The sequence below is a fragment of the Amycolatopsis sp. NPDC049691 genome, from assembly GCF_040675005.1.
Lineage (GTDB): Bacteria > Actinomycetota > Actinomycetes > Mycobacteriales > Pseudonocardiaceae > Amycolatopsis.
In genome coordinates, this window is sequence record NZ_JBFANX010000020.1 from 178,561 (window position 1) to 199,772 (window position 21,212).

The 21,212-nt window shown below is 70.5% G+C and carries 27 protein-coding genes; 16 read left to right on the top strand and 11 right to left on the bottom strand.

Annotation, left to right across the window (positions count from 1 at the left end; all coding sequences use genetic code 11):
• Window positions 1-89 precede the first annotated feature (89 nt).
• Together AB0J40_RS36205 and AB0J40_RS36210 are read left to right on the top strand one after the other, a co-directional pair.
• Window positions 90-608: a TrmH family RNA methyltransferase gene (locus AB0J40_RS36205; protein WP_364462480.1), complete on the top strand. Its 519-nt coding sequence runs from the start codon at window positions 90-92 to the stop codon at window positions 606-608.
• 12 nt (window positions 609-620) lie between these two features.
• Window positions 621-1,253: a spermidine synthase gene (locus tag AB0J40_RS36210; RefSeq protein WP_364462483.1), complete on the top strand. Its 633-nt coding sequence runs from the start codon at window positions 621-623 to the stop codon at window positions 1,251-1,253.
• Here AB0J40_RS36210 and AB0J40_RS36215 read toward each other — a convergent pair.
• Both AB0J40_RS36215 and AB0J40_RS36220 read right to left on the bottom strand, forming a co-directional pair.
• Complete coding sequence (locus AB0J40_RS36215) at window positions 1,250-1,831, bottom strand: HhH-GPD-type base excision DNA repair protein (protein ID WP_364462486.1); 582 nt, start codon at window positions 1,829-1,831, stop codon at window positions 1,250-1,252. The genes AB0J40_RS36210 and AB0J40_RS36215 overlap by 4 nt on opposite strands.
• A gap of 24 nt (window positions 1,832-1,855) precedes the next feature.
• Window positions 1,856-2,632: an AraC family transcriptional regulator gene (locus AB0J40_RS36220; protein ID WP_364462489.1), complete on the bottom strand. Its 777-nt coding sequence runs from the start codon at window positions 2,630-2,632 to the stop codon at window positions 1,856-1,858.
• A gap of 50 nt (window positions 2,633-2,682) precedes the next feature.
• On the opposite strand from AB0J40_RS36220, the gene AB0J40_RS36225 reads away from it, so the two are divergent.
• A complete protein-coding gene (locus AB0J40_RS36225) occupies window positions 2,683-3,096 on the top strand; it encodes a DUF2000 domain-containing protein (RefSeq protein ID WP_364462492.1) in 414 nt (137 codons plus the stop codon).
• An 85-nt stretch (window positions 3,097-3,181) separates the two neighbouring features.
• Window positions 3,182-3,691 carry a hypothetical protein gene (locus AB0J40_RS36230; protein ID WP_364462495.1) on the top strand — a complete coding sequence of 170 codons (510 nt, stop codon included), beginning with the start codon at window positions 3,182-3,184 and terminating at the stop codon, window positions 3,689-3,691.
• A gap of 1 nt (window position 3,692) precedes the next feature.
• Here the strand turns inward: AB0J40_RS36230 and AB0J40_RS36235 are convergent, their stop codons facing one another.
• Genes AB0J40_RS36235 through AB0J40_RS36245 form a run of 3 tightly spaced genes read right to left on the bottom strand, consistent with a single transcriptional unit; the run spans window position 3,693 to window position 5,235 of the window.
• Window positions 3,693-4,310, bottom strand: a complete 618-nt coding sequence (locus AB0J40_RS36235) for a class I SAM-dependent methyltransferase (RefSeq protein ID WP_364462498.1) — start codon at window positions 4,308-4,310, stop codon at window positions 3,693-3,695.
• A gap of 9 nt (window positions 4,311-4,319) precedes the next feature.
• Window positions 4,320-4,700 (bottom strand): DUF2203 domain-containing protein, encoded by a 381-nt coding sequence (locus tag AB0J40_RS36240; RefSeq protein ID WP_364462501.1) that lies wholly within the window; start codon window positions 4,698-4,700, stop codon window positions 4,320-4,322.
• A gap of 25 nt (window positions 4,701-4,725) precedes the next feature.
• The gene (locus tag AB0J40_RS36245; RefSeq protein WP_364462504.1) at window positions 4,726-5,235 is read right to left on the bottom strand and encodes a hypothetical protein; all 510 of its coding nucleotides are present in this window, start codon (window positions 5,233-5,235) and stop codon (window positions 4,726-4,728) included.
• Between the two features lie 245 nt (window positions 5,236-5,480).
• Here AB0J40_RS36245 and AB0J40_RS36250 point away from each other — a divergent pair, with 245 nt between their 5' ends.
• Together AB0J40_RS36250 and AB0J40_RS36255 are read left to right on the top strand one after the other, a co-directional pair.
• Window positions 5,481-6,704, top strand: coding sequence for an NADP-dependent isocitrate dehydrogenase (locus tag AB0J40_RS36250; protein ID WP_364462507.1), 1,224 nt, complete (start codon window positions 5,481-5,483; stop codon window positions 6,702-6,704).
• Between the two features lie 182 nt (window positions 6,705-6,886).
• A complete protein-coding gene (locus tag AB0J40_RS36255; protein ID WP_257925207.1) occupies window positions 6,887-7,183 on the top strand; it encodes an SH3 domain-containing protein in 297 nt (98 codons plus the stop codon).
• Window positions 7,184-7,189: 6 nt separating this feature from the next.
• Here AB0J40_RS36255 and AB0J40_RS36260 read toward each other — a convergent pair whose 3' ends face one another.
• The 3 genes from AB0J40_RS36260 to AB0J40_RS36270 all read right to left on the bottom strand — a co-directional run bounded on the left by AB0J40_RS36260 (window position 7,190) and on the right by AB0J40_RS36270 (window position 9,809).
• Window positions 7,190-7,738, bottom strand: coding sequence for a permease (locus tag AB0J40_RS36260; protein ID WP_364462509.1), 549 nt, complete (start codon window positions 7,736-7,738; stop codon window positions 7,190-7,192).
• Between the two features lie 79 nt (window positions 7,739-7,817).
• The gene (locus AB0J40_RS36265; protein ID WP_364462512.1) at window positions 7,818-8,399 is read right to left on the bottom strand and encodes a TetR/AcrR family transcriptional regulator; all 582 of its coding nucleotides are present in this window, start codon (window positions 8,397-8,399) and stop codon (window positions 7,818-7,820) included.
• Window positions 8,400-9,086: 687 nt separating this feature from the next.
• Complete coding sequence (locus AB0J40_RS36270) at window positions 9,087-9,809, bottom strand: MBL fold metallo-hydrolase (protein ID WP_364462515.1); 723 nt, start codon at window positions 9,807-9,809, stop codon at window positions 9,087-9,089.
• Between the two features lie 31 nt (window positions 9,810-9,840).
• Between AB0J40_RS36270 and AB0J40_RS36275 the strand changes: the two genes are divergently transcribed.
• Window positions 9,841-10,647, top strand: coding sequence for an exodeoxyribonuclease III (locus AB0J40_RS36275; protein WP_364462518.1), 807 nt, complete (start codon window positions 9,841-9,843; stop codon window positions 10,645-10,647).
• On the opposite strand, the gene AB0J40_RS36280 is transcribed toward AB0J40_RS36275, so the two are convergent.
• Window positions 10,644-11,117 carry a cupin domain-containing protein gene (locus tag AB0J40_RS36280; RefSeq protein WP_364462521.1) on the bottom strand — a complete coding sequence of 158 codons (474 nt, stop codon included), beginning with the start codon at window positions 11,115-11,117 and terminating at the stop codon, window positions 10,644-10,646. The two genes, AB0J40_RS36275 and AB0J40_RS36280, sit on opposite strands and share 4 nt — an antisense overlap.
• An 82-nt stretch (window positions 11,118-11,199) precedes the next feature.
• Here AB0J40_RS36280 and AB0J40_RS36285 point away from each other — a divergent pair, with 82 nt between their 5' ends.
• Window positions 11,200-11,700, top strand: coding sequence for a MarR family transcriptional regulator (locus AB0J40_RS36285; protein WP_364462524.1), 501 nt, complete (start codon window positions 11,200-11,202; stop codon window positions 11,698-11,700).
• Between the two features lie 55 nt (window positions 11,701-11,755).
• On the opposite strand, the gene AB0J40_RS36290 is transcribed toward AB0J40_RS36285, so the two are convergent.
• On the bottom strand, window positions 11,756-12,484 hold the full coding sequence (locus tag AB0J40_RS36290) for a chitinase (RefSeq protein WP_364462527.1): 729 nt from the start codon (window positions 12,482-12,484) through the stop codon (window positions 11,756-11,758).
• 456 nt (window positions 12,485-12,940) lie between these two features.
• Between AB0J40_RS36290 and AB0J40_RS36295 the strand changes: the two genes are divergently transcribed.
• From AB0J40_RS36295 to AB0J40_RS36320, 6 genes are all read left to right on the top strand, one after another.
• Complete coding sequence (locus AB0J40_RS36295; protein ID WP_364462530.1) at window positions 12,941-13,291, top strand: hypothetical protein; 351 nt, start codon at window positions 12,941-12,943, stop codon at window positions 13,289-13,291.
• A gap of 268 nt (window positions 13,292-13,559) precedes the next feature.
• Entirely contained in the window at window positions 13,560-14,594 is a 1,035-nt protein-coding gene (gene trpS, locus AB0J40_RS36300; protein WP_364462533.1) for a tryptophan--tRNA ligase, read from the top strand.
• Window positions 14,591-15,094: an AAA family ATPase gene (locus AB0J40_RS36305; RefSeq protein WP_364462536.1), complete on the top strand. Its 504-nt coding sequence runs from the start codon at window positions 14,591-14,593 to the stop codon at window positions 15,092-15,094. The genes trpS and AB0J40_RS36305 overlap by 4 nt, the downstream gene beginning before the upstream one ends.
• 45 nt (window positions 15,095-15,139) lie before the next feature.
• Entirely contained in the window at window positions 15,140-16,153 is a 1,014-nt protein-coding gene (gene yhjD / locus AB0J40_RS36310) for an inner membrane protein YhjD (protein WP_364462539.1), read from the top strand.
• A gap of 56 nt (window positions 16,154-16,209) precedes the next feature.
• Complete coding sequence (locus AB0J40_RS36315; RefSeq protein WP_364462542.1) at window positions 16,210-17,316, top strand: acyl-CoA dehydrogenase family protein; 1,107 nt, start codon at window positions 16,210-16,212, stop codon at window positions 17,314-17,316.
• Complete coding sequence (locus AB0J40_RS36320) at window positions 17,313-17,750, top strand: helix-turn-helix domain-containing protein (protein ID WP_364462545.1); 438 nt, start codon at window positions 17,313-17,315, stop codon at window positions 17,748-17,750. Before AB0J40_RS36315 ends, AB0J40_RS36320 begins: the two co-directional genes overlap by 4 nt.
• Here the strand turns inward: AB0J40_RS36320 and AB0J40_RS36325 are convergent.
• Window positions 17,747-18,991 carry a D-alanyl-D-alanine carboxypeptidase family protein gene (locus tag AB0J40_RS36325; RefSeq protein WP_364462548.1) on the bottom strand — a complete coding sequence of 415 codons (1,245 nt, stop codon included), beginning with the start codon at window positions 18,989-18,991 and terminating at the stop codon, window positions 17,747-17,749. The two genes, AB0J40_RS36320 and AB0J40_RS36325, sit on opposite strands and share 4 nt — an antisense overlap.
• Window positions 18,992-19,034: 43 nt before the next feature.
• Here AB0J40_RS36325 and AB0J40_RS36330 point away from each other — a divergent pair, with 43 nt between their 5' ends.
• Both AB0J40_RS36330 and AB0J40_RS36335 read left to right on the top strand, forming a co-directional pair.
• Window positions 19,035-19,268, top strand: coding sequence for an SCO4848 family membrane protein (locus tag AB0J40_RS36330; protein ID WP_285999995.1), 234 nt, complete (start codon window positions 19,035-19,037; stop codon window positions 19,266-19,268).
• A gap of 63 nt (window positions 19,269-19,331) precedes the next feature.
• Window positions 19,332-20,726 carry a S8 family serine peptidase gene (locus AB0J40_RS36335; RefSeq protein WP_364462551.1) on the top strand — a complete coding sequence of 465 codons (1,395 nt, stop codon included), beginning with the start codon at window positions 19,332-19,334 and terminating at the stop codon, window positions 20,724-20,726.
• Window positions 20,727-21,212 lie beyond the last annotated feature (486 nt).

A 21,212-nucleotide genomic window follows, 5' to 3' on the forward strand; every position in this document is an offset into this window, starting at 1 on the left:
GTAAGAGCGCGAATCGCCCGGTGGACCCGGCGAACGGGTTAGAATCCCGGCATGATCGAGCGAATCGGAGGCGCCGCGCCTCGGCGCCGGTGAGCCCCGCGGTCCGGGTCCGCACGCCGAGGGAGCTGCGGAAGTCCCGGCGGAGCAAGGCACATCCCTGCTGGGGCCACCTGGTGGCCGCCCCGCTCTGGCCCTTGCACGGCGCGAACCTCGGCACGCTGCTGCGCACGTGCGACGCGGTCGGCGCGTGCCTCGCGGTACCGCGGTTCCCGTGGGTGCCGGAGGCGTTGCGGCGCGGGAACACGTTGCGGCGCCCCGGCTGCGTCCACTGGGTGCACGACCCGCCGGGCTGGCTGGCGCGGGAACGCGCGGCGGGCACCCGGGTGGTCGGCGTCGAGCTGGCGGAGGAAGCGGTCCGGCTGGGCGACCTCCCGGCCGCCCGCGGCCGCACGATCGCCGTGCTCGGCCACGAGCAGACCGGCATCCCGCCGGAGGTGCTCGACCTGCTCGACACCGTCGTCGAAATCCCGATGGTGGGGACCGGGGCGAGCCTCAACGTCGCGGTCGCGGGGAGCCTGGTGCTGTACAAGCTCGCCGGCCTGCTGTGAGAAGGTCGGACCGTGGTCGAAGTGGTGGAGACGGTCGCGGGCCGCGGCGGCGAACTGGTCCTGCGGCGCGACGGCGAAGCGTTCGAAGTGATCGAGAACGGCGTGTTCCTGATGGACACGCGCAACGGCGAGTCCGAGCGCCTCCTGGTGACGGGCGCGCTGACCCCGGGAGCCTCGGTCCTGATCGGCGGCCTGGGCGTCGGGTTTTCCCTCCGCGCGGCCCTCGACGCGGGCGCGGGTTCGGTGGTGGTGGTCGAACGCGAGCCGGCGGTGATCGCGTGGAACCGTTCGGGTCCACTTCGGACAGTGCACGGCGACGCCCTGGCCGATCCCCGCGTGACGGTGGTGGAGGCCGATCTTCTCGCGTGGCTGGCTTCGACGTCCGACCGCTTCGACGCGTTGTGCCTCGACATCGACAACGGTCCGGAGTGGACGGTAACGGAAGGCAACGCGCGGCTGTATTCGTCTTCGGGCCTGACGCGCCTGGCGTCGTTGCTGAACCCGGGCGGCGTGCTGGCGGTGTGGAGCGCGGGCGCGGCACCGTCGTTCGCGGCGCGGCTGCGGGAGCACTTCGCTTCGGTGCGTGAGGTGCCGGTGGAGGTGCCGCGCGGGGAGCCGGACGTGCTGTGGTTCGCGCGGAACTAACCCGTCTTGGCCGCGGCCTTCGCCGCCTTCTTGAACGCCCGCACCTCGGCGAGCGTCTCGGCACTCGTGACATCGGCGATCGACCGGCGTGACCCGCGGTCGCCGTACGCGCCCGCCGCCTCGCGCCAGCCCTTCGGCTGGACGCCGCGCTGCTTGCCCAGCAGCGCCAAGAAGATCTTGGCCTTCTGCTCGCCGAACCCGGGCAGCGCCTTCAGCCGCTTGAGGACCTCGGGGCCGTCCGGCTTCGGGCGCCCGTCGAGCCAGATGCCTTCGGTGCGGCCGTCGTAGTTTTCGATGATGTGCTGCGCGAGCGCGTGGACGCGGCGGGCCATCGAGCCGCCGTAGCGGTGGATGGCCGGCGGCACCACGCACATCTCGACGAACGTCTCCACATCGGTCGCGGCGATCTTCGCGAGGGAGAAGCCGTCCATGCGGTCGGCGATCTTCCGCGGCCCGGCGAAGGCGTGCTCCATCGGGTACTGCTGGTCGAGGAGCATGCCGACGAGCAGGGCGAACGGGTCGTCGTTGAGCAGCTTGTCGGCGGCCGGGTCGCCGGTCAGGTGCAGTTCGCGCAGCATGCGGTCATCTTGACACAACCAGGCTCAGCGAGCCTTCGCGTACCGTGACGGCGTCGTCCCCAGGTAGCGCTTGAAGTGCCGGGTCAGATGAGCCTGGTCGGTGAACCCCGCCGCGGCGGCGACCTCCGCGGCCGGCGACCCGTCGAGCAGCAGGCGGCGCGCGCGGTCGACGCGGCGGCCCGTCAGGTAGCGGTGCGGCGGCAACCCGAACTTCGCCCCGAAGCAGCGGACCAAGTGAGCCGGATGCGCCCCCAGCGTCGACGCCGCTTCGGCGAGGGTCAGGGCGTCCGGCAGGCGGGCGTCGAGGAGGTCCCGCAGGTCGTCGGCCAGTCCGCGCTTCGGTTCGTGGCGGGACGGCCGGCCCAGGTGCGTGTGCAGCCGGTCGGCGACCAGCGCGAGCCGGCTCTCGGACTCCAGCGCTTCGCCGGGGTGGGCGAGCGACTCGTGCAGCTGGTGGATCCGGGTGCGCAGCAGGCCGTCGGCGACGCTCGGCCGGTCGACCGCCGCGCCGATCAGGTCCTCGCCCAGCACCGACGTGTCCAGGTACAGCACGCGCTTGCGGAAGCCGTGGCTGGTGGCGGCCCGCCCGTCGTGCGCGACGTTCGGCGGCAGCAGCGTCACGGCCGGGCCGAGCGCGCCGTGGTGGTGGCGGTCGAGGTCGTAGCGGATGACGCCGTCGTCGACGATCAGCAGCGTCCACGTGTCGTGTGTGTGGAGCGGGTAGGCGTGGGTGGTGAAGCGCGCGTGGAAGACCTCGGCGATCCCCGGGACCGCCGGCCGCCAAGCTTCGACCTGCGCCATGTCAAGAACGTACAAGACGCGCGGGTGGCGCGGCGGCGAGTCTGTCCGGCATGAGTTCCTTCGACACGAAGATCGCCGTCCTGCTCCGCGACGACCTGGCGTCCTGGCAGCGGCTCAACGTCACCGCGTTCCTGGTGAGCGGTATCGCCCACGTGACGCCGGAGCTGATGGGCGAGCCGTACTTCGACGCCGACGAGACCGAGTACCTGCCGATGTTCGGCCAGCCGGTGATGGTGTTCAGCGGTACCGGGGACGTCCTGACGGCGGCGCACGCCCGGGCGCTGGGCCGCGGACTGCGGTTCTCGATCTTCACCGACGAGCTGTTCCACACGGGCAACGACGCCGACAACCGGGCGGCGGTCCGCGCGGTGCCGGGCGAGAAGCTGGCGCTGGCCGGGCTCGCGGTGCACGGCCCGAAGAACGCGGTGGACAAGATCCTCAAGGGCGCGTCGCTGCACCACTGAGTAGAACTGCTCTATCCCTCGCTCGGGTGATGCTGCCAGCATGATCGTCAGTGCCGCGAAGGGCGGCCCGGGATGGGGAGGTTCCGTGAACTCACTTCGTCGTGCGTGCGTGGTCCTGACGGCGGCGGCCGGGCTGGGCGCGGTGCTCGTGCCGGTCGCCTCGGCGGACCCGCTGCAGACGGTGGACTACACCTCGGAGGAGGGCGCCTGGCCGCTTGAGGGCAGCGCCCACTACGCGGCTCCGGGCGACGAGATCGCCGTCTTCGAGTCCACCAGCGGCAGACTCTGGATCGACGTCTCGTCGGGGCTGAAGTACCTGACCGTCGAGCTGAGCGCACCGGCGGGGGAGACCCTGCACACCGGCACGTACACCGGCGCGCGGTTCCGCGGGCAGAGCGATGAGGCGCAGACCACGCCGGGGATCTTCGTCTACACCATGGGCAACGTCTGCAGCGACGCGTACGCGGACTTCACGATCGACCGGCTGGACAAGGACGCCGACGGCCACACGACCGACGTCGACCTGACGTTCGTCCAGCACTGCGGCAGCCCGGACGGCCCCGCCACCCGCGGCGAGGTCCACTTCCACGCCTGAGTCACGGAGCCGTGGCGTGCACCAGGAACACACTCCGGACCCGGTCACCGCCGTCGACGGTGAACGTCCGGGCCGACACGTCCACGAACCCCGCCGACGAGGCCAGGGCGCCCGCCCCGGTCTCGTCGAGCGGGAACGCCAGGTCCTGCGGTACGAACTCCGCGAACGGGCCCGAAGGCTTGAACCGCGCGCCCGAAACCACCGAGAACGCCAGCCGTCCACCCGGCCGCAGCACCCGCAGCCAGTCCGCGAAGGCGACGGCGCCGAGGAAGTGCAGCGAGGACGCGCACAGCACGATGTCGGCCGAGTGGTCCGCGGCCGGCATCGGCACGGCGGGCCCGACGCGCCACTCGATCTGCCCGTCCGGATCCTGCGTGGCCGCCTTCGCCGTCGCCCGGGCGACCATCGCCGGCGACAAGTCGACAGCCAGCACGCGCGCGGGCTTCAGCCGCAGCGCTGCGTACGCCGCGAAGCCCGTCCCCGTGGCGACGTCGAGAACGAGTCCCGGCGCGGACGGCAACGGCGAAACCAGCTCGTCGGCCACCAACGAGTGAAACTCGTCTTCGTCGTAGTGCTCGGCCGTGCTGTCGAAGAGGGCTGCCCTCGAGTCGTGGTCCACGGACCCAACCTAGCCGGGCAGACCAGCGATTTTCAGCGGACGGCGGCCGGCGAAGCCCAGGTCGGCGCGGTGGTACCAGCACAGCTCGCGATCACCTTCGAGCCAGCAGAGCAGCACGTCGGTGCCGTCGAGCTCGGCCGGGAAGTCGACCAGCAGCGGCGCGAACCCCTTGAGCTCGGCGCCGGTGTGCTGGACCGTCGTCATCAGGTCGTCGAGCCGCGCCTGGGCGGCCTTCCATTCGGGCAGCCCGCCCAGCTCGGTGGCCCGGCCGCCGGGGCGCAGCGACGCCGCGAGCTCGGCCGCGTCGGCCCGGACGCGCACCAGTTCGTCGAGGACCGGCCGCAGCCGCGCCAGTTCGTCGCGTGCCTCCGCGACGGTGAACAAACCCATCGGCCGATGATCCCACCGGCCCGGTTCAGGCCTCGCGGCGCCGCCGGACCAGCGCGTTGGCCAGCCCGCTGCCGACCAGCAGGAAGCCGACGCCGAGCAGGCCGCCGATGAAGAGGAAGTCCATGACGCCGTACGCGATGTCGCTCTTCGGCATCAGGTTGACCAGCTTGAACCCCCACTCGGGCACGGCCATCGCGGCCACCCCGGGCAGCACGCCGTAGATCAGCCCGCCGAGGATCGGGCCCGCCGCCGACAGCGCCCCGAGCGCGGCGACGACCAGCAGCAGGATCGCCCCGCCGGCCAGCAGCGCGATGCCCAGCGGGTCGCGGTTGGTGCTCAGCGTCGCCTGGATCAGCTGCTGCTGGCGCAGCCCGCCCCAGCTCAGCAGCCCCAGCGCGACCGGGGTGAGCAGCAGCCCGCCCAGCGCGCTGACCAGGTGGGCGACCCCGCGGCGCGGCCGTTCGTCGAGCGCTTCCGTCGTGTTGTCGTAGTCCTCGTAGTCGTCTTCGTACTCGGCGTACCGATGGGTCGACATGGCCGTCACCTCCCGCATGATGAGTTCACGGGTGGCATCGTGCCTTGGTTCACCCCTTCGCTCGGCGAGCGGTCGAATCGGGCGAACGGCGGTACCCGCCCGGTGACCACCACCACAAACAGCCGGGGGAGACTTGATACCGGCCACTACTGGAACCATCCAGCTCGGTCAAGCAGTACGCTTGTACCGCTACCGGCGAGACTTAAAGAAGAACGCGAAGATCCGCGGAAGGAGCACCGCTGCTCATGGCCAAGATCAAGGTCCAGGGCACCGTCGTCGAACTCGACGGCGATGAGATGACCCGCATCATCTGGCAGTTCATCAAGGACAAGCTGATCCACCCGTACCTGGACGTGAACCTGGACTACTACGACCTGGGCATCGAGGAGCGGGACCGCACCGACGACCAGGTCACCATCGACTCCGCGAACGCCATCAAGAAGCACGGCGTCGGCGTCAAGTGCGCCACGATCACCCCGGACGAGGCGCGCGTCGAGGAGTTCGGCCTCAAGAAGATGTGGCTGTCCCCGAACGGGACCATCCGCAACATCCTCGGCGGCGTGATCTTCCGCGAGCCCATCGTCATCCAGAACATCCCGCGGCTGGTGCCGACGTGGACGAAGCCGATCATCATCGGCCGCCACGCCCACGGCGACCAGTACCGCGCGACGAACTTCAAGGTGCCGGGCCCGGGCAAGCTGACCGTCACCTACACCCCGGACGACGGCTCCGAGCCGATGGAGTTCCAGGTCGCGCAGTTCCCCGAGGGCGGCGGCGTCGCCATGGGGATGTACAACTTCAAGAAGTCCATCGAGGACTTCGCGCGCGCTTCGCTGCAGTACGGCCTCGACCGCGAGCTCCCGGTCTACCTCTCCACCAAGAACACCATCCTCAAGGCCTACGACGGCCAGTTCAAGGACGTGTTCGAGGAGATCTACCAGAACGAGTTCAAGGCCGACTTCGACGCCAAGGGCATCTCCTACGAGCACCGCCTGATCGACGACATGGTCGCCGCGGCGATGAAGTGGGAGGGCGGCTACGTCTGGGCGTGCAAGAACTACGACGGTGACGTCCAGTCCGACACGGTCGCGCAGGGCTTCGGCTCGCTCGGCCTGATGACGTCGGTGCTGCGCACGCCGGACGGCAAGACCGTCGAGGCCGAGGCCGCGCACGGCACGGTCACCCGGCACTACCGCCAGCACCAGCAGGGCAAGCCGACGTCGACCAACCCGATCGCGTCGATCTACGCCTGGACCCGCGGCCTCGAGCACCGCGGCAAGCTGGACGGCAACCAGGAGCTGATCGGCTTCGCGAACAAGCTGGAGCAGGTCGTCGTCGAGACCGTCGAGAGCGGCAAGATGACGAAGGACCTCGCGCTGCTCATCAGCAAGGACCAGCCGTGGCAGACGACCGAGGAGTTCCTCGCGACGCTGGACGAGAACCTGGCGAAGAAGATCGCCCAGGGCTGAGTGCTTTTCCGAAGGGGCCCTCTTCCCGGTTCGCCGGGGAGAGGGCCTTTTTCGTACACCGTGCGTCACCGGTGGGTGATGCGGGCTGGCGCCTCCGGGTGGTTGCTGCGTCCGGCGCTGTCGGTGCGGGTAAAGGATTGCCTACCCTTGGCGGAGGACGGGGCTCGCGGTTGGAGGAAGGCATGTCGAAGAAGACTCTGATCATCTTGGGCGCCATCGTCCTGGTCGTCATCGTCTACGTGATGAACACGGACAAGCAGGCTTCGGGGGCTTCGGCCACGGGCTGCAAGGTGACCGTGACCGCGGACGTCCTCAACGCCCGCGAGACGGCCGACGGCAACGCGAAGATCGTCGGCAAGTACCTGCGCGACGCCCAGTTCGACGCGCTGCCGGGCGTGCAGAACGGCTTCCGGAAGGTGGCCGACGACAAGTGGGTGGCCGCCGCGTTCACCGAACCGGTCGCCGGTTCCGCCTGCTGAGTCCCGTCACACGCCGAGCAGGTCGGCCGCGAGCGTCACGACGCCGAAGGCCGCGGCCGACAGGCCGAGCGTCCGGGCGCGCTTCGGGTCGCGTTTCGCGGCGGCCCGCCAGTAGAGGCCGATGCCGATCGCCAGCATGAGCAGTTCGACGACGGCCGAGACGGCGGGCAGCCGCCACAGCCCGAAGCCGAACGTGGGCAGGTCGCCGGCGTTGCCCGGCAGAATCGGCAGGTCGGCGCGGTGCACGACGAGGTCGAGCAGCCAGTGCGAGAAGGCGACCCCGCCGAGGACCAGCCCGGCTTCGCGGCCCAGCCACTTGCTCGCGACGGCTCCGAAGAGCGCGGAAAGGACGAGCGCGCCGACGAGGGAGTGCGTGTAGTCGGCGTGGATGACGCCGCCGCCGTAGCCCGCGCCGTCGACGGTTTCGATGCCGCTGAGGTAGAGCGGCACGAAGACGACGTCGAGCCAGGCGGTGGCGAGCATGAGCGTCCACACGGGAATGGCGGGGCGGCCGGCCTTGACGGCGGCGGCGAGCCCGAAGTGCCCGGCGATCATCTGCGTGCCTCCGTCCAGGGGAAGCGGGCGTCGAGCACGCCGAGCCCGACGGTGAAGAGGAGGACGGCCAAGAGGAAGCTCATTTCTTCTCCTGCTCCGAGTAGGTGGTCAGGCCTTGGACGAGCATGGTTTTGAGGACTTCGAAGCTCTGGTCGACGTCTTCGGGGCGCCCGAAGCCCCCGGAGGCTTCGAGGCCGGCGAACCCGTGGACGGCGGCGCGGAGGCACCGGGTGGCGTGCACGGCCTGGGCGTGGTCGAAGCCGTAGGGGCGCAGGACGGCGAAGACGACCTCGGCGACGGCGTGGGTGGCTTTGCTGAGCTCGGTGTCGGATTCGTCGGGGGCGGTGGTGAGCGCGCCGGTGCGGTGCGGGTGACGCCGGAGGTAGTCCCGGTAGGCGTCGGCGACGGCCCGGACGGCGTCCGCGCCTTCGCGTCCGGTGGCGGCTTGCGTCAGGGTCTCGGCCATTTCCTGCACGACCCGGAGGTCGATCAGGCGCCGCAGGTCGGCGAGGTTCTTGACGTGCTTGTAGAGGGAGGGCGCGGCGACTTTGGCGCGTTCGGCGACCTTGGCGAGGGTGAGGGCGTCGGGACCGGCTTGGTCGACGATCTTGAGGGCGAGATCGACCACCGCGCCGGTGGTCAGGCCGGCTCTAGGGGACATCGGGTTGGCTACTTGGCATAGCTTTAAAGCTAATGAACGTAGCTTTGGCGGTCAAGGGCCGGTTTTTGTCGGTGGTGGGTGTTAGAACTTCCGTGGGTCGAAGATCGAAGATCGGAGGTGGACCAACGCCCGGGGGCGGGCGACAACTGAATGCGGCATGGGTTTGGGGGTGACGTGTCCGCGGGGTCTCCAGGGGGAGTTCCGCGGGCAGGGGCTTCGGGGGCCGTGCGGCGGGCCGGAGGGATCGAGCCTGGGGAACGCGCTTGGACGGGGGTCCGGGCGCGGGGTGAAAGGTTCCTCCGGACCCGCTGGGCGGCGGGTCGAGGGTTCGTGCCGGCCTCTTCTTGCCGGCGCTCGAGCAGGCACTGGGGTGGCGCCTGCGCATCTCGAGGCGCGTGCTCTGCGCGGCGAAGGGGTGGCCCCAACGGGCGCGGGTGCTGCGAGGCCCTACCTGGCCGCGGCCGAGCCAGCCGGCCGGGCCAGGCTGGCCGGGCGGGGTCGAATCGGGGCCGGGCTGGCCGGGTCGGGCGGAATCGGGGCCGGGCTGGCCGGGCCGGGCGGAATCGGGGCCGGGCTGGCCGGGCGGGGCCGAATCGGGGCCGGGCTGGCCGGGCGGGGCCGAATCGGGGCCAGGCTGGCCGGGCCGGGCCGAGTCCGGGCCAGGCCGAACCCGGGCCGAGCCGAGCGTCAAAGCTCGATCGTGAGGCCTTCCTCCGCGACCAGCACCTCGCCGCCGAACTCCGCGCGTGCCTCCTCGGCCGCTGCCGAGCGGTCGGTGCCCGGCCAAAAGTGCGTCAGCATCAGCCGGCGGGCGCCCGCCGCGGCTGCGCACGAACCCGCCTCCGCGGCCGTCATCAAGTACCGCGGCTCGTCCCCCGGGGGCGGCGTCCGGTAGGTCGCGTCGCAGATCAGCAGGTCCGCGTCGCGCCCCAGCTCGGCCAGCACCGGCGAAGGGCCCGTGTCACCCGTGTACGCCACGGTGAGCCCGGGCGCCGCCAGCCGCACGCCGAAGTTCGGCACGTGGTGCGGCAGCCGGTAAGCCGTGAGCCGGAACGGCCCGACCGAGGTCGCCGACTCGAGGTCGTGCACCGAGAACACCTCCGTCGGGTGCGGCCGCGGCTCCATCGCCGCGAGCCGGCCGACCGTGCCGGGCGTGCAGAACAACGGCAGCCGCGGCCCGTCGCCGTAGTACGACGCGCGCCCGAGTGCGCTCACGTCCGCGCAGTGGTCCGGGTGCTCGTGCGTCACCACCACCGCGTCCGGCAACCCGTGGCCGAACAGGCGCGACGCCGCGCCGTACCCGAGGTCGAGCACGACGCGGAACCCGTTGTGCGACAACAGGAATCCGGCGCACGCCCGTCCGGGTTCGGGGAACGCGCCGCAGCTGCCGAGCACCGTCAGCTCACCCATGCCCGGCAGTCTGGCAGACCGAACCGGTAGCGTGCGGGACGTGCTGACCGTCTCCACCGTGAACGTCAACGGACTCCGTGCCGCCGCCAAGAAGGGCTTCGTCGAGTGGCTCGCCACCACGAAGGCCGACGTCGTCGCCTGCCAGGAGGTGCGCGCCGAGGCGAGCCAGCTCCCCGCGAGCGTCGTCGAGCCCGAAGGCTGGTTCTCGGTGCACGCCCCCTCGGCCGTGAAGGGGCGCAACGGCGTCGCCGTCTACAGCCGCGAAGAGCCCGAAGAAGTCCGGATCGGCTTCGGCGAACCCGAGTTCGAAGACAGCGGCCGCTACCTCGAAGTCCACTTCGCGAAGGTCGTCGTCGCCAGTCTCTACCTCCCGAGCGGCGACGTCGGCACCGAACGCCAGGACGAGAAGGAACGCTTCATGGCCGCGTTCCTGCCCTACCTCGTCGAGCTCCGCGCCAAGGCCGCCGCGGCCGGGCGCGAGGTCGTCGTCGTGGGGGACTGGAACATCGCCTACGACACCGTCGACCTCAAGAACTGGCGCGGCAACCGCAAGAACTCGGGCTTTCTGCCCGAGGAACGGGCCTGGCTCGGCCGCGTCTACACCGAGGCCGGCTACACCGACGTCCAGCGCCGCCTCGACCCCGAAGGCCCCGGCCCGTACACCTGGTGGTCCTACCGCGGCCAGGCCTTCGACAACGACTCCGGCTGGCGCATCGACTGCCAGCTCGCGACCCCGGGCCTCGCCGAGAAGGTCGTCGAGGTCGTCGTCGAGCGCGCCGCCTCCTACGACCAGCGCTGGTCCGACCACGCGCCGGTCACCGCCACCTACGACATCTAGGCCGCGCGGGCGGCGCGCCAGACCGCGCTGTCGACGAAGTGGTTGTCGAACCGGTCCTGCGACGCCAGGATCTCCGCCGGTGACGCCTCGCCGCGGCGGATCCGGTCGATCATCCGGAAGTACTCGAAGCGCTCGACACCGGGCGTGAACACGATCAGCACGTCCGCGCCGGATCGCGAAGTCGCACCGAACGCGTGATTCGTGTGCGGTGGCACGAACAGCATGTCACCCGTCCGGACCGTCACGACCTCCTCGCCGTTCAGGACCTCGAGTTCGCCGTCCAGCATGAAGAACATCTCGGCCGACGAAGTGTGGAAGTGCGGGGTCGCGCCGTCGCGCCCGCGGCCCAGCGACGCGCGGTTCGTGCTCAGGTGCCCGCCGGTCTGGGAGACGTCCGCGAGCAGGGTCATCGTGTCGGGGGTCGAGCCGAGCTGCTCGGCTTCGTCGTGGCGTACCAGCAATGTCGTCATGCCAGTGATGGTTCCACGCCTGATAGTTAGCTGTCAAACTATCAGTCAGCGAATAATTCTGGCGTCGAATAGAGTGGGCGGCGTGACTGACGAAGACGCCGTCGACGCCGTCGTGTCGGCGTGGCACCGCGAACGCCCCGACCTCGACCTGACCGCCATCGGCGTGGCCGGCCGGATGGGCAGGCTGGCGCTCGTGCTCGGCCCGGCGCAGGAGCGCGTGTTCGGCAAGTTCGGCCTGCAACGCGGGGAGTTCGACGTCCTGGCCGCGCTCCGCCGGTCCGGGCGGCCCTACACGCTGATCCCGTCGGAGCTGTCCGCGACGCTGATGATGTCCCGCGCCGGCATGACGAGCCGCCTCGACCGGCTGGAGAAGGCGGGGTTCGTCGAGCGCGCGCTGGACCCGAACGACCGCCGCAGCTTCCGCATCCGCCTGACGGCCAGTGGGTTCGACGCCGTCGACGCCGCCATGACCGAGCACACCGCCAACGTCTCGGGGCTCCTTTCCGGACTGTCCAAAAAGGAACTGAACCTGCTCGACGACGTCCTGCGCAAGCTGCTCGGGTACCTCGATCCCCAAGCCTGACAACGAAGAAGGGCCTCCCCGAGTGGCCGGGGAGGCCCTTCTCGCCGCGCCCGGCTCAGCAGGACAGGTTGTCCCCGGTGGGGACCCCGAGGATCCCGGTGATCTGCGTGTACTTGTCGATCCGGCTCTGGACCTGGGCGGGGTTGCCGCCGTTGCACTCGATCGAGCCGTTGATGCTGCGGATGGTCTCACCGAAGCCGCGCTGGTTGACCATCGCGTCGTGCGGCGTCATCGTGCCCGGTCCGCTCTGGGTGTTCCAGTACCAGAGGCCGGTCTTCCACGCGACGGCCGCGTTCTGCTCGACCTGGTAGGGGTTGCCGAGCAGGTCGATGCCCAGTGCGTCACCGGCGGCCTTGTAGTTGAAGTTCCAGCTGAGCTGGATCGGGCCGCGGCCGTAGTAGGCGGCCTGGCCGGCGGGGCAGCCGTAGGGCTGGCTCGCGTCGCAGTAGTGCGGGTAGTTCGCGGTGTTCTGCTCGACGATGTAGACGAGCCCGCCGGTTTCGTGGTCGACGTTCGCCAGGAACGCGGCGGCTTCCTGCTTCTTGACGGTGTCGTCGCCGGTGTTCGCGAAGCCGGGGTACGCGGAGAGGGCGTCGGTCAGGCCGCTGTAGGTGTAGAAGCTGTTGCGGCCGGGGAAGATCTGGTTGAACTGGGCCTCGCTGACGACGAACGAGGCCTCCGCCGCGGCGGACGCGGTGGTGGCCGGGAGCACGACGGCGGCGCTCGCCGCGGCGAGCGCGCTCACCGCCACTCCGGCGCGCTTCAGGAACCGGGTAATCGACATTCGGGACTCCTCTTGATCACGCCGGTCGTGCGCGGTCCGACCGAGCCGAATGGGCTACTCCAAGAGGTATAGACCAATCACTATCGAGTGAAAAGTTTTCCGAATAAGACGACGCGATCGGACCAGTCCTCACTGCGGCGAATGGCAGAGTGTGAGCCGTTTTTGGGACGAACGGGTGATGACCGGCCGGACATGGACAGGTCAAGCTCTACTTTCGGTATGAGCGTTCCGCCCTCCGCAACACCCGCTTGGGCGGTTGGAGTGAACCGTGGGGGTGGCCGGACCGTGTTCCCGGTTGGGCGCTAGTCTCGGCCCCCGAGCCGGTCGGCACCGACAGGTCTTGACACGCTCGGTAGTTTTTTGACCAGCAGCACGCAGCGTCTCACTCGGATGGGTGAGTCACAGCGCTCGTCAATCGCGGGAGGCACTCCGGTGCGCAACCCAGGTCAAAGCCTGATGCGGTCCACGCTGCGCGGACTCCGCGCTGCCGCGGTGGTCGCGCTCGTCCCGGCCGCACTGCTGGCGGCGGGCGGCGGAAGCGCGTTCGCCGACGTGACGACCGCGCAGGCCGACACGAACGCGGAGAGCTTCGGCGTGCTCGGCCCGGTCGGGCTGGTCGCGGTGGCGCTCGGCATCGTCGGGATGACGCTGGGGGTGCTGCGCCAGCGCCGCAAGGCCCGGGTGGCGGAGGCGGCCCCGGCGGTCCCCGAGGCCCCGGGCCCGGTGACGGCGATGGCCGAGGCGGTGCTCGGCGAGCCCGACGCCACGCCGACCCGCCCGTTCCTGACGCAGCACCCGCACGCCTGACGCGCGGTCAGCGCGATGCGCGCAAGCCCCCTCACGCCGATGAGGAGCCCGGCGCCCGCCTGAACCCGCGCCCCGCGGTCGCGAGAAGCCCCAATCCCTCGCGCGCTACCGCCCGGTGCGCCACGGTCGGAAAGTCCCGGCATCGCGGGCCCGACCCGCTCCGGCGCCGCACGCCCGAGTGAGGCGTCGCCGGCCCTCGGCCTGGAAGAATCCCCAGCTCGAACCCCCTCCGCGCCCGCCACCAGCCTTCGCCTGGAAGAATCCTCCCGTGTCCGAAGAGCAGACCGTTGCCGCCGAACGTCGTCCGCGGGTCCTTTCCGGGATCCAGCCCACCGCCGACTCCTTCCACCTCGGCAACTACCTCGGTGCGCTGCGCCAGTGGGTGCGGCTGCAGGACACGCACGAGCCGTTCTACTGCGTCGTCGACCTGCACGCCATCACCGTCGAGCAGGACCCGAAGGTGCTCCGCCAGCGCACCCGCGTCTCGGCCGCTCAGCTGCTCGCCATCGGCATCGACCCCGCGCGCAGCGCCCTCTTCGTGCAGAGCCACGTTCCGGAGCACGCCCAGCTGAGCTGGGTCCTCGAATGCCAGACCGGCTTCGGCGAGGCCGGCCGGATGACGCAGTTCAAGGACAAGTCGGCCAAGCAGGGCTCCGACCGCTCCAGCGTCGGCCTCTTCACCTACCCGATCCTGCAGGCCGCGGACATCCTGCTGTACCGGGCGGACGCCGTCCCCGTCGGCGAGGACCAGCGCCAGCACCTGGAGCTCACGCGCGACCTCGCGCAGCGCTTCAACAACCGGCTGGGCAAGACGTTCGTCGTGCCCGAGCCGTACATCATCAAGGACACCGCGAAGATCTACGACCTGCAGGAACCGACGGCCAAGATGAGCAAGTCTGCCTCCAGCGCCAACGGCATCGTCGAACTGCTCGAAGACCCGAAGCGCTCGGCGAAGAAGATCCGCTCGGCGGTCACCGACACGGGCCGCGAGGTCAAGTTCGACGCCGAAAACAAGGCCGGCGTCTCGAACCTGCTGACCATCTACTCGGCCCTGACCGAACGCACCATCGCCGACCTCGAAGCGGCGTACGAGGGCAAGGGCTACGGCGACCTGAAGAAGGACCTCGGCGAGGTGTTCGTCGAGTGGGTCACGCCGATCCAGGAGCGGGCCAAGTCCTATTTGGACGACGTCGCCGAGCTGGACAAGATCCTCGCCGCGGGTGCGGAGCGGGCCCGCGAGGTGGCGTCGAAGACGCTGGCCAAGACCTACCAGCGGATCGGGTTCCTGCCGCCGGTGCGGTGAAGCTGATCCTGCTGAACGGGCCGCCGGGCAGCGGCAAGTCGACGCTGGCCCGGCGCTACGCCGACGACCACCCGCCGGCGCTGGCCCTGGACGTCGACCGCGTCCGGGCGATGATCGGCGGCTGGCGAACGGAGCCGGGCCGGGCGGGGTTGCTGGCGCGAGAGCTGGCGCTGGCGGCAGCGCGTACCCACCTGTCGGCGGGACATGACGTCGTCGTGCCGCAGCTCCTGGCCCGCCCCGGCTTCGCCGAGCGCCTCGAAGCGCTGGCCGGCGAGACCGGCGCGAGCTTCCACGAGATCGTGCTGCTGCCGGGACTGGAGGAGACGCGACGGCGCTTCGCCGGACGCGGGCGATCGGAAGTCGAGACGGCGCGACCGCTCACCGAGGAAGACCTGGCCACGGCGTACGACCGGGTCGCCGAGTACGCGGCGACGCGGCCCCGGGCGTCGATCCTCGGCGGGGCCGCCGCTTACCAGGACTTCCTCGCCTCCCTCACCTGAGCCGCTCGCGTTGCGGGAGTCACTGGGCGTGGTTAGCGTTTCACGGTGGCGAACGAAGAAACGAAGGAAAAGCTCCTGCCGCGGCTGCGGCGGAAGTACCCGTGGCTCGATCACCTGATCCGCGCCAACGACGCCTTCACCGAGCGGTACGGCAACCACTACGCCGCCGCCATCACCTACTTCAGCGTGCTGTCGGTCTTCCCGCTCTTCATGGTCGCGTTCGCCGTGGTCGGGCTCGTCGTCAACCACGACCAGACGATCATCCACAAGATCACCGACGGCATCAACAACTCCGTGCCCGAGGGGCTGAAAGACCTCGTCAACGGCATCGTCAAGGGGGCGCTCGACTCCGGGGGCGGCATCGGGGTCTTCGGCCTGCTCATCGCCCTCTACTCCGGCATCGGCTGGATGTCGAACCTCCGCGACGCGCTCACCGCCCAGTGGGGCCAGGAAAAGCAGCCGCAGCCGATCGTCAAGCAGACGCTCAAGGACCTCGTCGCGCTGATCGGGCTCGGTGTCGCCCTCGTCGTCTCCTTCGCGCTGACCGCCGTCGGCGGCGGGGTCGGGCAGTTCCTGCTCGAACTCGTCGGGCTCGAACACGAGACCTGGGCCATCGTCCTGCTGCGCGGGGCGACGATCATCCTCGGGCTGGCCGCGAACACGCTCGTCTTCGTCTGGGTCATCGCGCGGCTGCCGCGGGAACGGGTCGCGCTGCGCAGCGCCGTCAAGGGCGCCGTGGTCGCGGCCGTCGGGTTCGTCATCCTGCAGCAGGTCGGCTCGATCTACCTCGCCAGCGTCACGAAGTCGCCGTCGGCCGCGCTGTTCGGGCCGGTCATCGGTCTGCTCGTCTTCGCGAACCTCGTCTCGCGCTTCCTGCTGCTCATCACGGCGTGGACCGCGACGGCCAAGGAAAACCAGCGCACGGTCGTCGCGCCCCCGCCGCCGGTGCTGCTCGAGCAGAGCGTCACGGTGCAGCGCGGGCCCGGGCTCGGCGCCGTCGCGGGAGCCTTCAGCGCCGGGGCGCTGCTCGCGTGGCTCGGGGGCCGCCGCAAGTCTTGACACCCATCCGCCCGGTAAAGAAACTGAACCGGTAAGAAATCTGAACCGGAGGTTTCATGCTGGACGCCGCCCGCGAGTGCGCCGGCCTCGCCAAGTCCCTCGCGCCCGTCACCGAGCAGCGGCGCGCGTTGCCGGCCGAGCTCGTCGCCAAGCTGACCGACGCCCAGCTCCTGCGCAGCGGCGTCCCCGGCCACCTGGGCGGCCCCGAAGCGCCGCCCGCGCTCAGCCTCGAAACCGCGGAGACGGTCGCGCGCGGGGACGCTTCGGCCGGCTGGTGCGTCTCGATCGCCGTGACGAGCAGCCTGCTCTCGGCCTATGCCCCGCGGAAGTGCGCCGAAGAGGTCTTCGGCGACCCCAAGACCGTCGCGGCCGGCGTCTGGGCGCCGCGCGGCACCGGGCGGAAGGTCGACGGAGGCTACGTCGTGTCCGGCCGGTGGGCGTTCTGCAGCGGCATTCCGCACTGCGACTGGCTTTTCGCCGGGTTCGTGCACGAAAACGCGCTCTACGTGGGAGCGTTCCCCAAGGCCGAGATCGAGGTCCTCGACACCTGGCACACGACCGGCCTGCGCGGCACCGGCAGCCACGACTGCGTGGCCGACGAGCTGTTCGTCCCCGAGCACCGCGTCTTCTCGGTCATGGGCGGCCCGCCCGCGGACGCCGTCGCGCTGCACCGCTTCCCGCTCTTCGGCTACTTCGCGTTGTCGGTCGCGGCCGCCGCGCTCGGCAACGCCCGTGGCGCGATCGACGACCTCGTCGAACTCGCCTCGACGCGCAGGCCGCTCGGCTCCAGCCGGTCGCTGGCCGAGCGGTCGGCGACGCAGGCCGCCGTCGCGGAAGCCGAAGCCGCGCTGCGTGCCGCGCGGCTGCTCTACTACACGAGCATCGACGACGCCTGGCAGGCCGCGCAGGGCACCGAACCGGTGCCGGACGCGCTCAAGCTGGGCCTGCGGCTGGCCGCCACGCACGTCACGCGCACGGCCGCGAAGGTCGCCGAAAGCATGTACGACCTGGGCGGCGGCGCGGCGATCTACGAGACGTCGCCGCTGCAGCGCCGGTTCCGCGACGCCCACACCGCGACCGCGCACTTCCAGGTCAACCCGGCCAGTTTCGAACTGCCCGGCAAGCTGCTGCTCGGCGTCCCGGCCCGCACGGAGCAGCTGTGACCGACCTGTCGCACCGGTTCACGCACGACTCGGTCGGGCGCGCGCTCGACCTGGTCGGGGAGCGGTGGAGCCTGCTCATCCTGCGTGAAGCGTTCTTCGGCGTGCGCCGCTACGGCGAGTTCGCGCGCACCCTCTCGATCCCGCGCCCGACGTTGTCCGCGCGGCTCAAGACCCTCGTCGACGCGGGCGTGCTCGACCGCGTCGACCCGGTGCCCGAGTACGTGCTGACCCAGGCCGGCCGGGACCTCTTCGGCGCCGTCGTCACGCTCATGCAGTGGGGCGACGAGCACCTCGCCGGGCCGGACGGGCCGCCGTTCCGGTTGCGGCACAACGACTGCGGCGAGATCGCCGGCACGTATGTCGCTTGTGGACACTGCGGTGGCGCGATCGCCACCGGCAACGTGACCCCGGAGCCCGGCCCCGGGTTCGGCTAGCCCGCGGCCTTCTTGCGCTGGTGCCCGACGACGAACCCGCCGACGATGACGAGGAACACCACCAGCGTGATGATCCAGCCGGTGACGCCGAACGGGTCCTCCTTGGCGGCGGCCGCGGCCGAGGACGTCCCGCTGTTGCCGGTGCCGCCGTCGGCGAGCACGGACGGGTCGGTGCCCGTCGGCGTGGCCGCCGGCGCCTGGTAGGTGATCTGGCCGACCGGCGCCGCGCGGTCGGCTTCCAGCGCGAAGCCGTAGTCGAGCAGCTTCGCGGCCTGGTCGACGACCTTCGTCGGCTTCTGCTCGGCGCGCAGCATCACGACCGCGAGCCGCTTGCCCTTCTGCTGCGCCGCGCCGACGTAGGTGTGGCGGGCGTCGTCGGTGAAGCCGGTCTTGCCGCCGAGGAAGCCCGGGTAAACGCCGAGCAGCTTGTTGTCGTTGAAGATCGGGATGGCCGGCTTGCCGCCGGTCGCCGGGATCTCGAAGTTCTTCGTCGAGACGACCCGCGCGAACTCCGGCTGCTTCATCGCGTAGTGGAAGATCAGGCTGAGGTCGTAGGCCGAGGTCGACATGCCCGGCCCGTCGAGCCCCGACGGCGTCGCGGCGCGGGTGTCTTCGGCCCCGATGCGGGCGGCCAGGGTGTTCATCTTGGCCACCGCGGCGTCGACCCCGCCGAGCGCCGTGGCGAACGCGTGCGCGACGTCGTTGCCCGAGTGCATCAGCAGGCCGTGCAGCAGCTGGTCGACGGTGTACTGGCCGCCGGCGACGAGGCCGACGCAGGTGCACTCCTGCTCGGCGTCCTCCTTCGTCGCGACGATCACCTGCTGCGGGTTCAGCTGGGTGACGACGACGAGCGCCAGCAGCGTCTTGATCAGCGACGCGGGCCGCTGCCGGGCGTGCGGGTCCTTCGCCGCGATCACCGCGCCGGTGTCGAGGTCCTGCACCAGCCACGACGCCGCGGTGTTGCCCTCCGGCGGGTTGAGCGCGCCGTCCGGGGTGATCAGGCCGCACTCGGCCATCCGCGGGCCGCCGACCGGGTCGGCGGGCACGGCCAGCGGCGGCGGGGCCTGCTTGCCGGGGGCGGGCTTCTCCGACGTGTCGACCGGGGCCGGCGGGGCCTGGTGGTTCGCGCACTGGCCCTGCTGGGGCGCCGCGGCCGCGAGGGCCGGGGTGCTCAGGGCCAGGAGGGCGGCGGCGAGCGTCGTCGTGAAGACCTTGAGCGACCGGGAGACAGCGGAGTGCACCCACGCAATCTAGCGCCGAGGCGCGCGTCGCATACTCAGGGGCATGCGCATTTCGCGAGGCACCTCGCTGTTCCTGCTGGCCTTCGGCGTGTGGTCGTGGATCATCTGGATCACGTTCGCCAAGAACCTGTGGGACAGCGACCGGTCCTGGACCCCGGACGGCTCGCCCACGGCGTACTTCGTCGTGCACGCGGTGCTGACGGTCGTGTCGTTCGTGCTGGGCACGATCATCGGCGTGCTGGGGTGGCGCGGGGTGCGGTCGCGGGTCTCCTCCTGACTTTGGTCGGTGGCGCGGTCTCCGGGGCCGGTTTAGGTTGACGCCACCGACTCTGGAGGTGGAATGTCCCGTTTACGCCGAATGGTGGCCCCGCTCGTGCTGGCCGTCGGGGGCGGCCTGTTCGCCGCGGCCCCGGCCGCCGAGGCCGCGCCGGTCACGTGCGACACGACGAGCACGCCGTACACGTACGTGGTGACGTACCAGCCGGGCACGCGCGCGTCGGCCGTCGACCGCGAGCTGGCGGCCAAGTGCGGCACCAAGGTGGCGTACTACGGCGAGATCGGCGTCGCGATCGCCAGTTCGCGCAATGCGGACTTCCAGCAGAAGATCGGCGTCTACCGGGCGTATTCGGGCGGCAAGGACGTGGCTTCCGCGGCGTCGGCCCGTTCTTCGCTGGGTGCCGTGCGGACGCTGGAGGACACGCGGACGTTCGCCGCTTCCGGTGATCTTTCGGCGCAGCAGTGGGACATGAAGGCGATCCACGCGCCCGAAGCGAACAAGGTGTACCAGGGCAGCTCGTCGGTGACGGTCGGCGTGCTCGACTCGGGCATCGACGCGACGCACCCGGCCCTTCGCTCGGCCGTCTCAGCTTCGGCTTCGGCCGGGTGCGTGAGCGGAGCACCGGACCGCACGCCGGCGTCGTGGGCGCCGACGACGTCGGACCACGGAACGCACGTGGCGGGCACGATCGCGGGCAAGGACCCGGCGGCGGGCTTCACGGGCATCGCCCCGGGCGTGCGCCTGGCGTCGGTGAAGGTCGTGAACGACGACGGCTACATCTTCCCGGAGTCGGCGGTGTGCGGCTTCGTGTGGGCGGCCAAGCACGGCTTCCAGGTGACGAACAACAGCTACTACATCGACCCGGGGATGTTCTTCTGCTCGAAGGAGCCGGGCGACGCGGCGGCTTACGAAGCGGTCCGCCGCGCGATCGAGTTCTCGACCCACCACGGGGTCCTGAACGTATCGGCGGCGGGCAACTCGGGCTTCGACACGACAAAGCAGACAACGGACCCGAACCGGCCACACCCGGTGGACTCGTCGTGCGGAATCCTGCCGAAGGCGATCGACGGAGTGGTAACGGTGTCGTCGGTGGGGTATGCGGGCACGAAGTCGTCGTTCAGCAACTACGCCGAGATCGACGTGACGGCCCCGGGCGGCGACTTCTCGCAGACGCCGCCCGAGGGAGCGGGCCCGTCTTGCCCGCTGTCGACAACGGTGTTCGGCGGGCCGTACGGCTCGAAGTGCGGAACGTCGATGGCTTCACCGCACGCGGCGGGTGTGGCGGCACTGCTGGCGTCGAAGTTCCGGGGAGCACCGCCGTCGTTCATCGCCCGCCTGCTCGAAGGCGAGGCGGACGTGGTGAAGTGCGCATCGACGGAGACGGAGTGCACGGGCCCGGCGAAGAACAACTCGTACTACGGCCACGGCCTGGTGAACGCCCTGGACGCGGTGCGCTGACAGCCGGGCGCAACGCCCAATAGAAGGAGCTGGGTGGTCATCCCGTCGCCTGAGGCCGTTAAATCACTTTGAGCCGGGCCCGCAACCAAAAGACCAAGGCGAGAGAGCATGCCAGGCTTGCGGGCCCGGCTCAAAGTGATAGGCCTCAATCAGGCGACGGGATGACCACCCAGCGACCCACCTCGAAAAGGGGAGACAACAGCAAAACCCCGGCCATCCCGGAGCCTGCCCGTCCGGCGAGGACAGTCTTTTGTCTTTTCCTGCGGCAGGGGCAAAAGCCCCTCTGCCGCGGCTGAAGCCCCGCCCCCGGTAAGCGGGTCCGACCTCCCCCGCCCCTCCGTTTGGATTGTCAGTCGCCGCTCGGGTTTGTCAAGGCGGGAAAGCGTGCCTTGACATGCACTCTGGCAGTCCATAGTGGACCAGGGCGCCACGCCGTATGGCACCGAGACCATGCACGTCCTGCGCGCCGAGAAGGGCTACCCGATC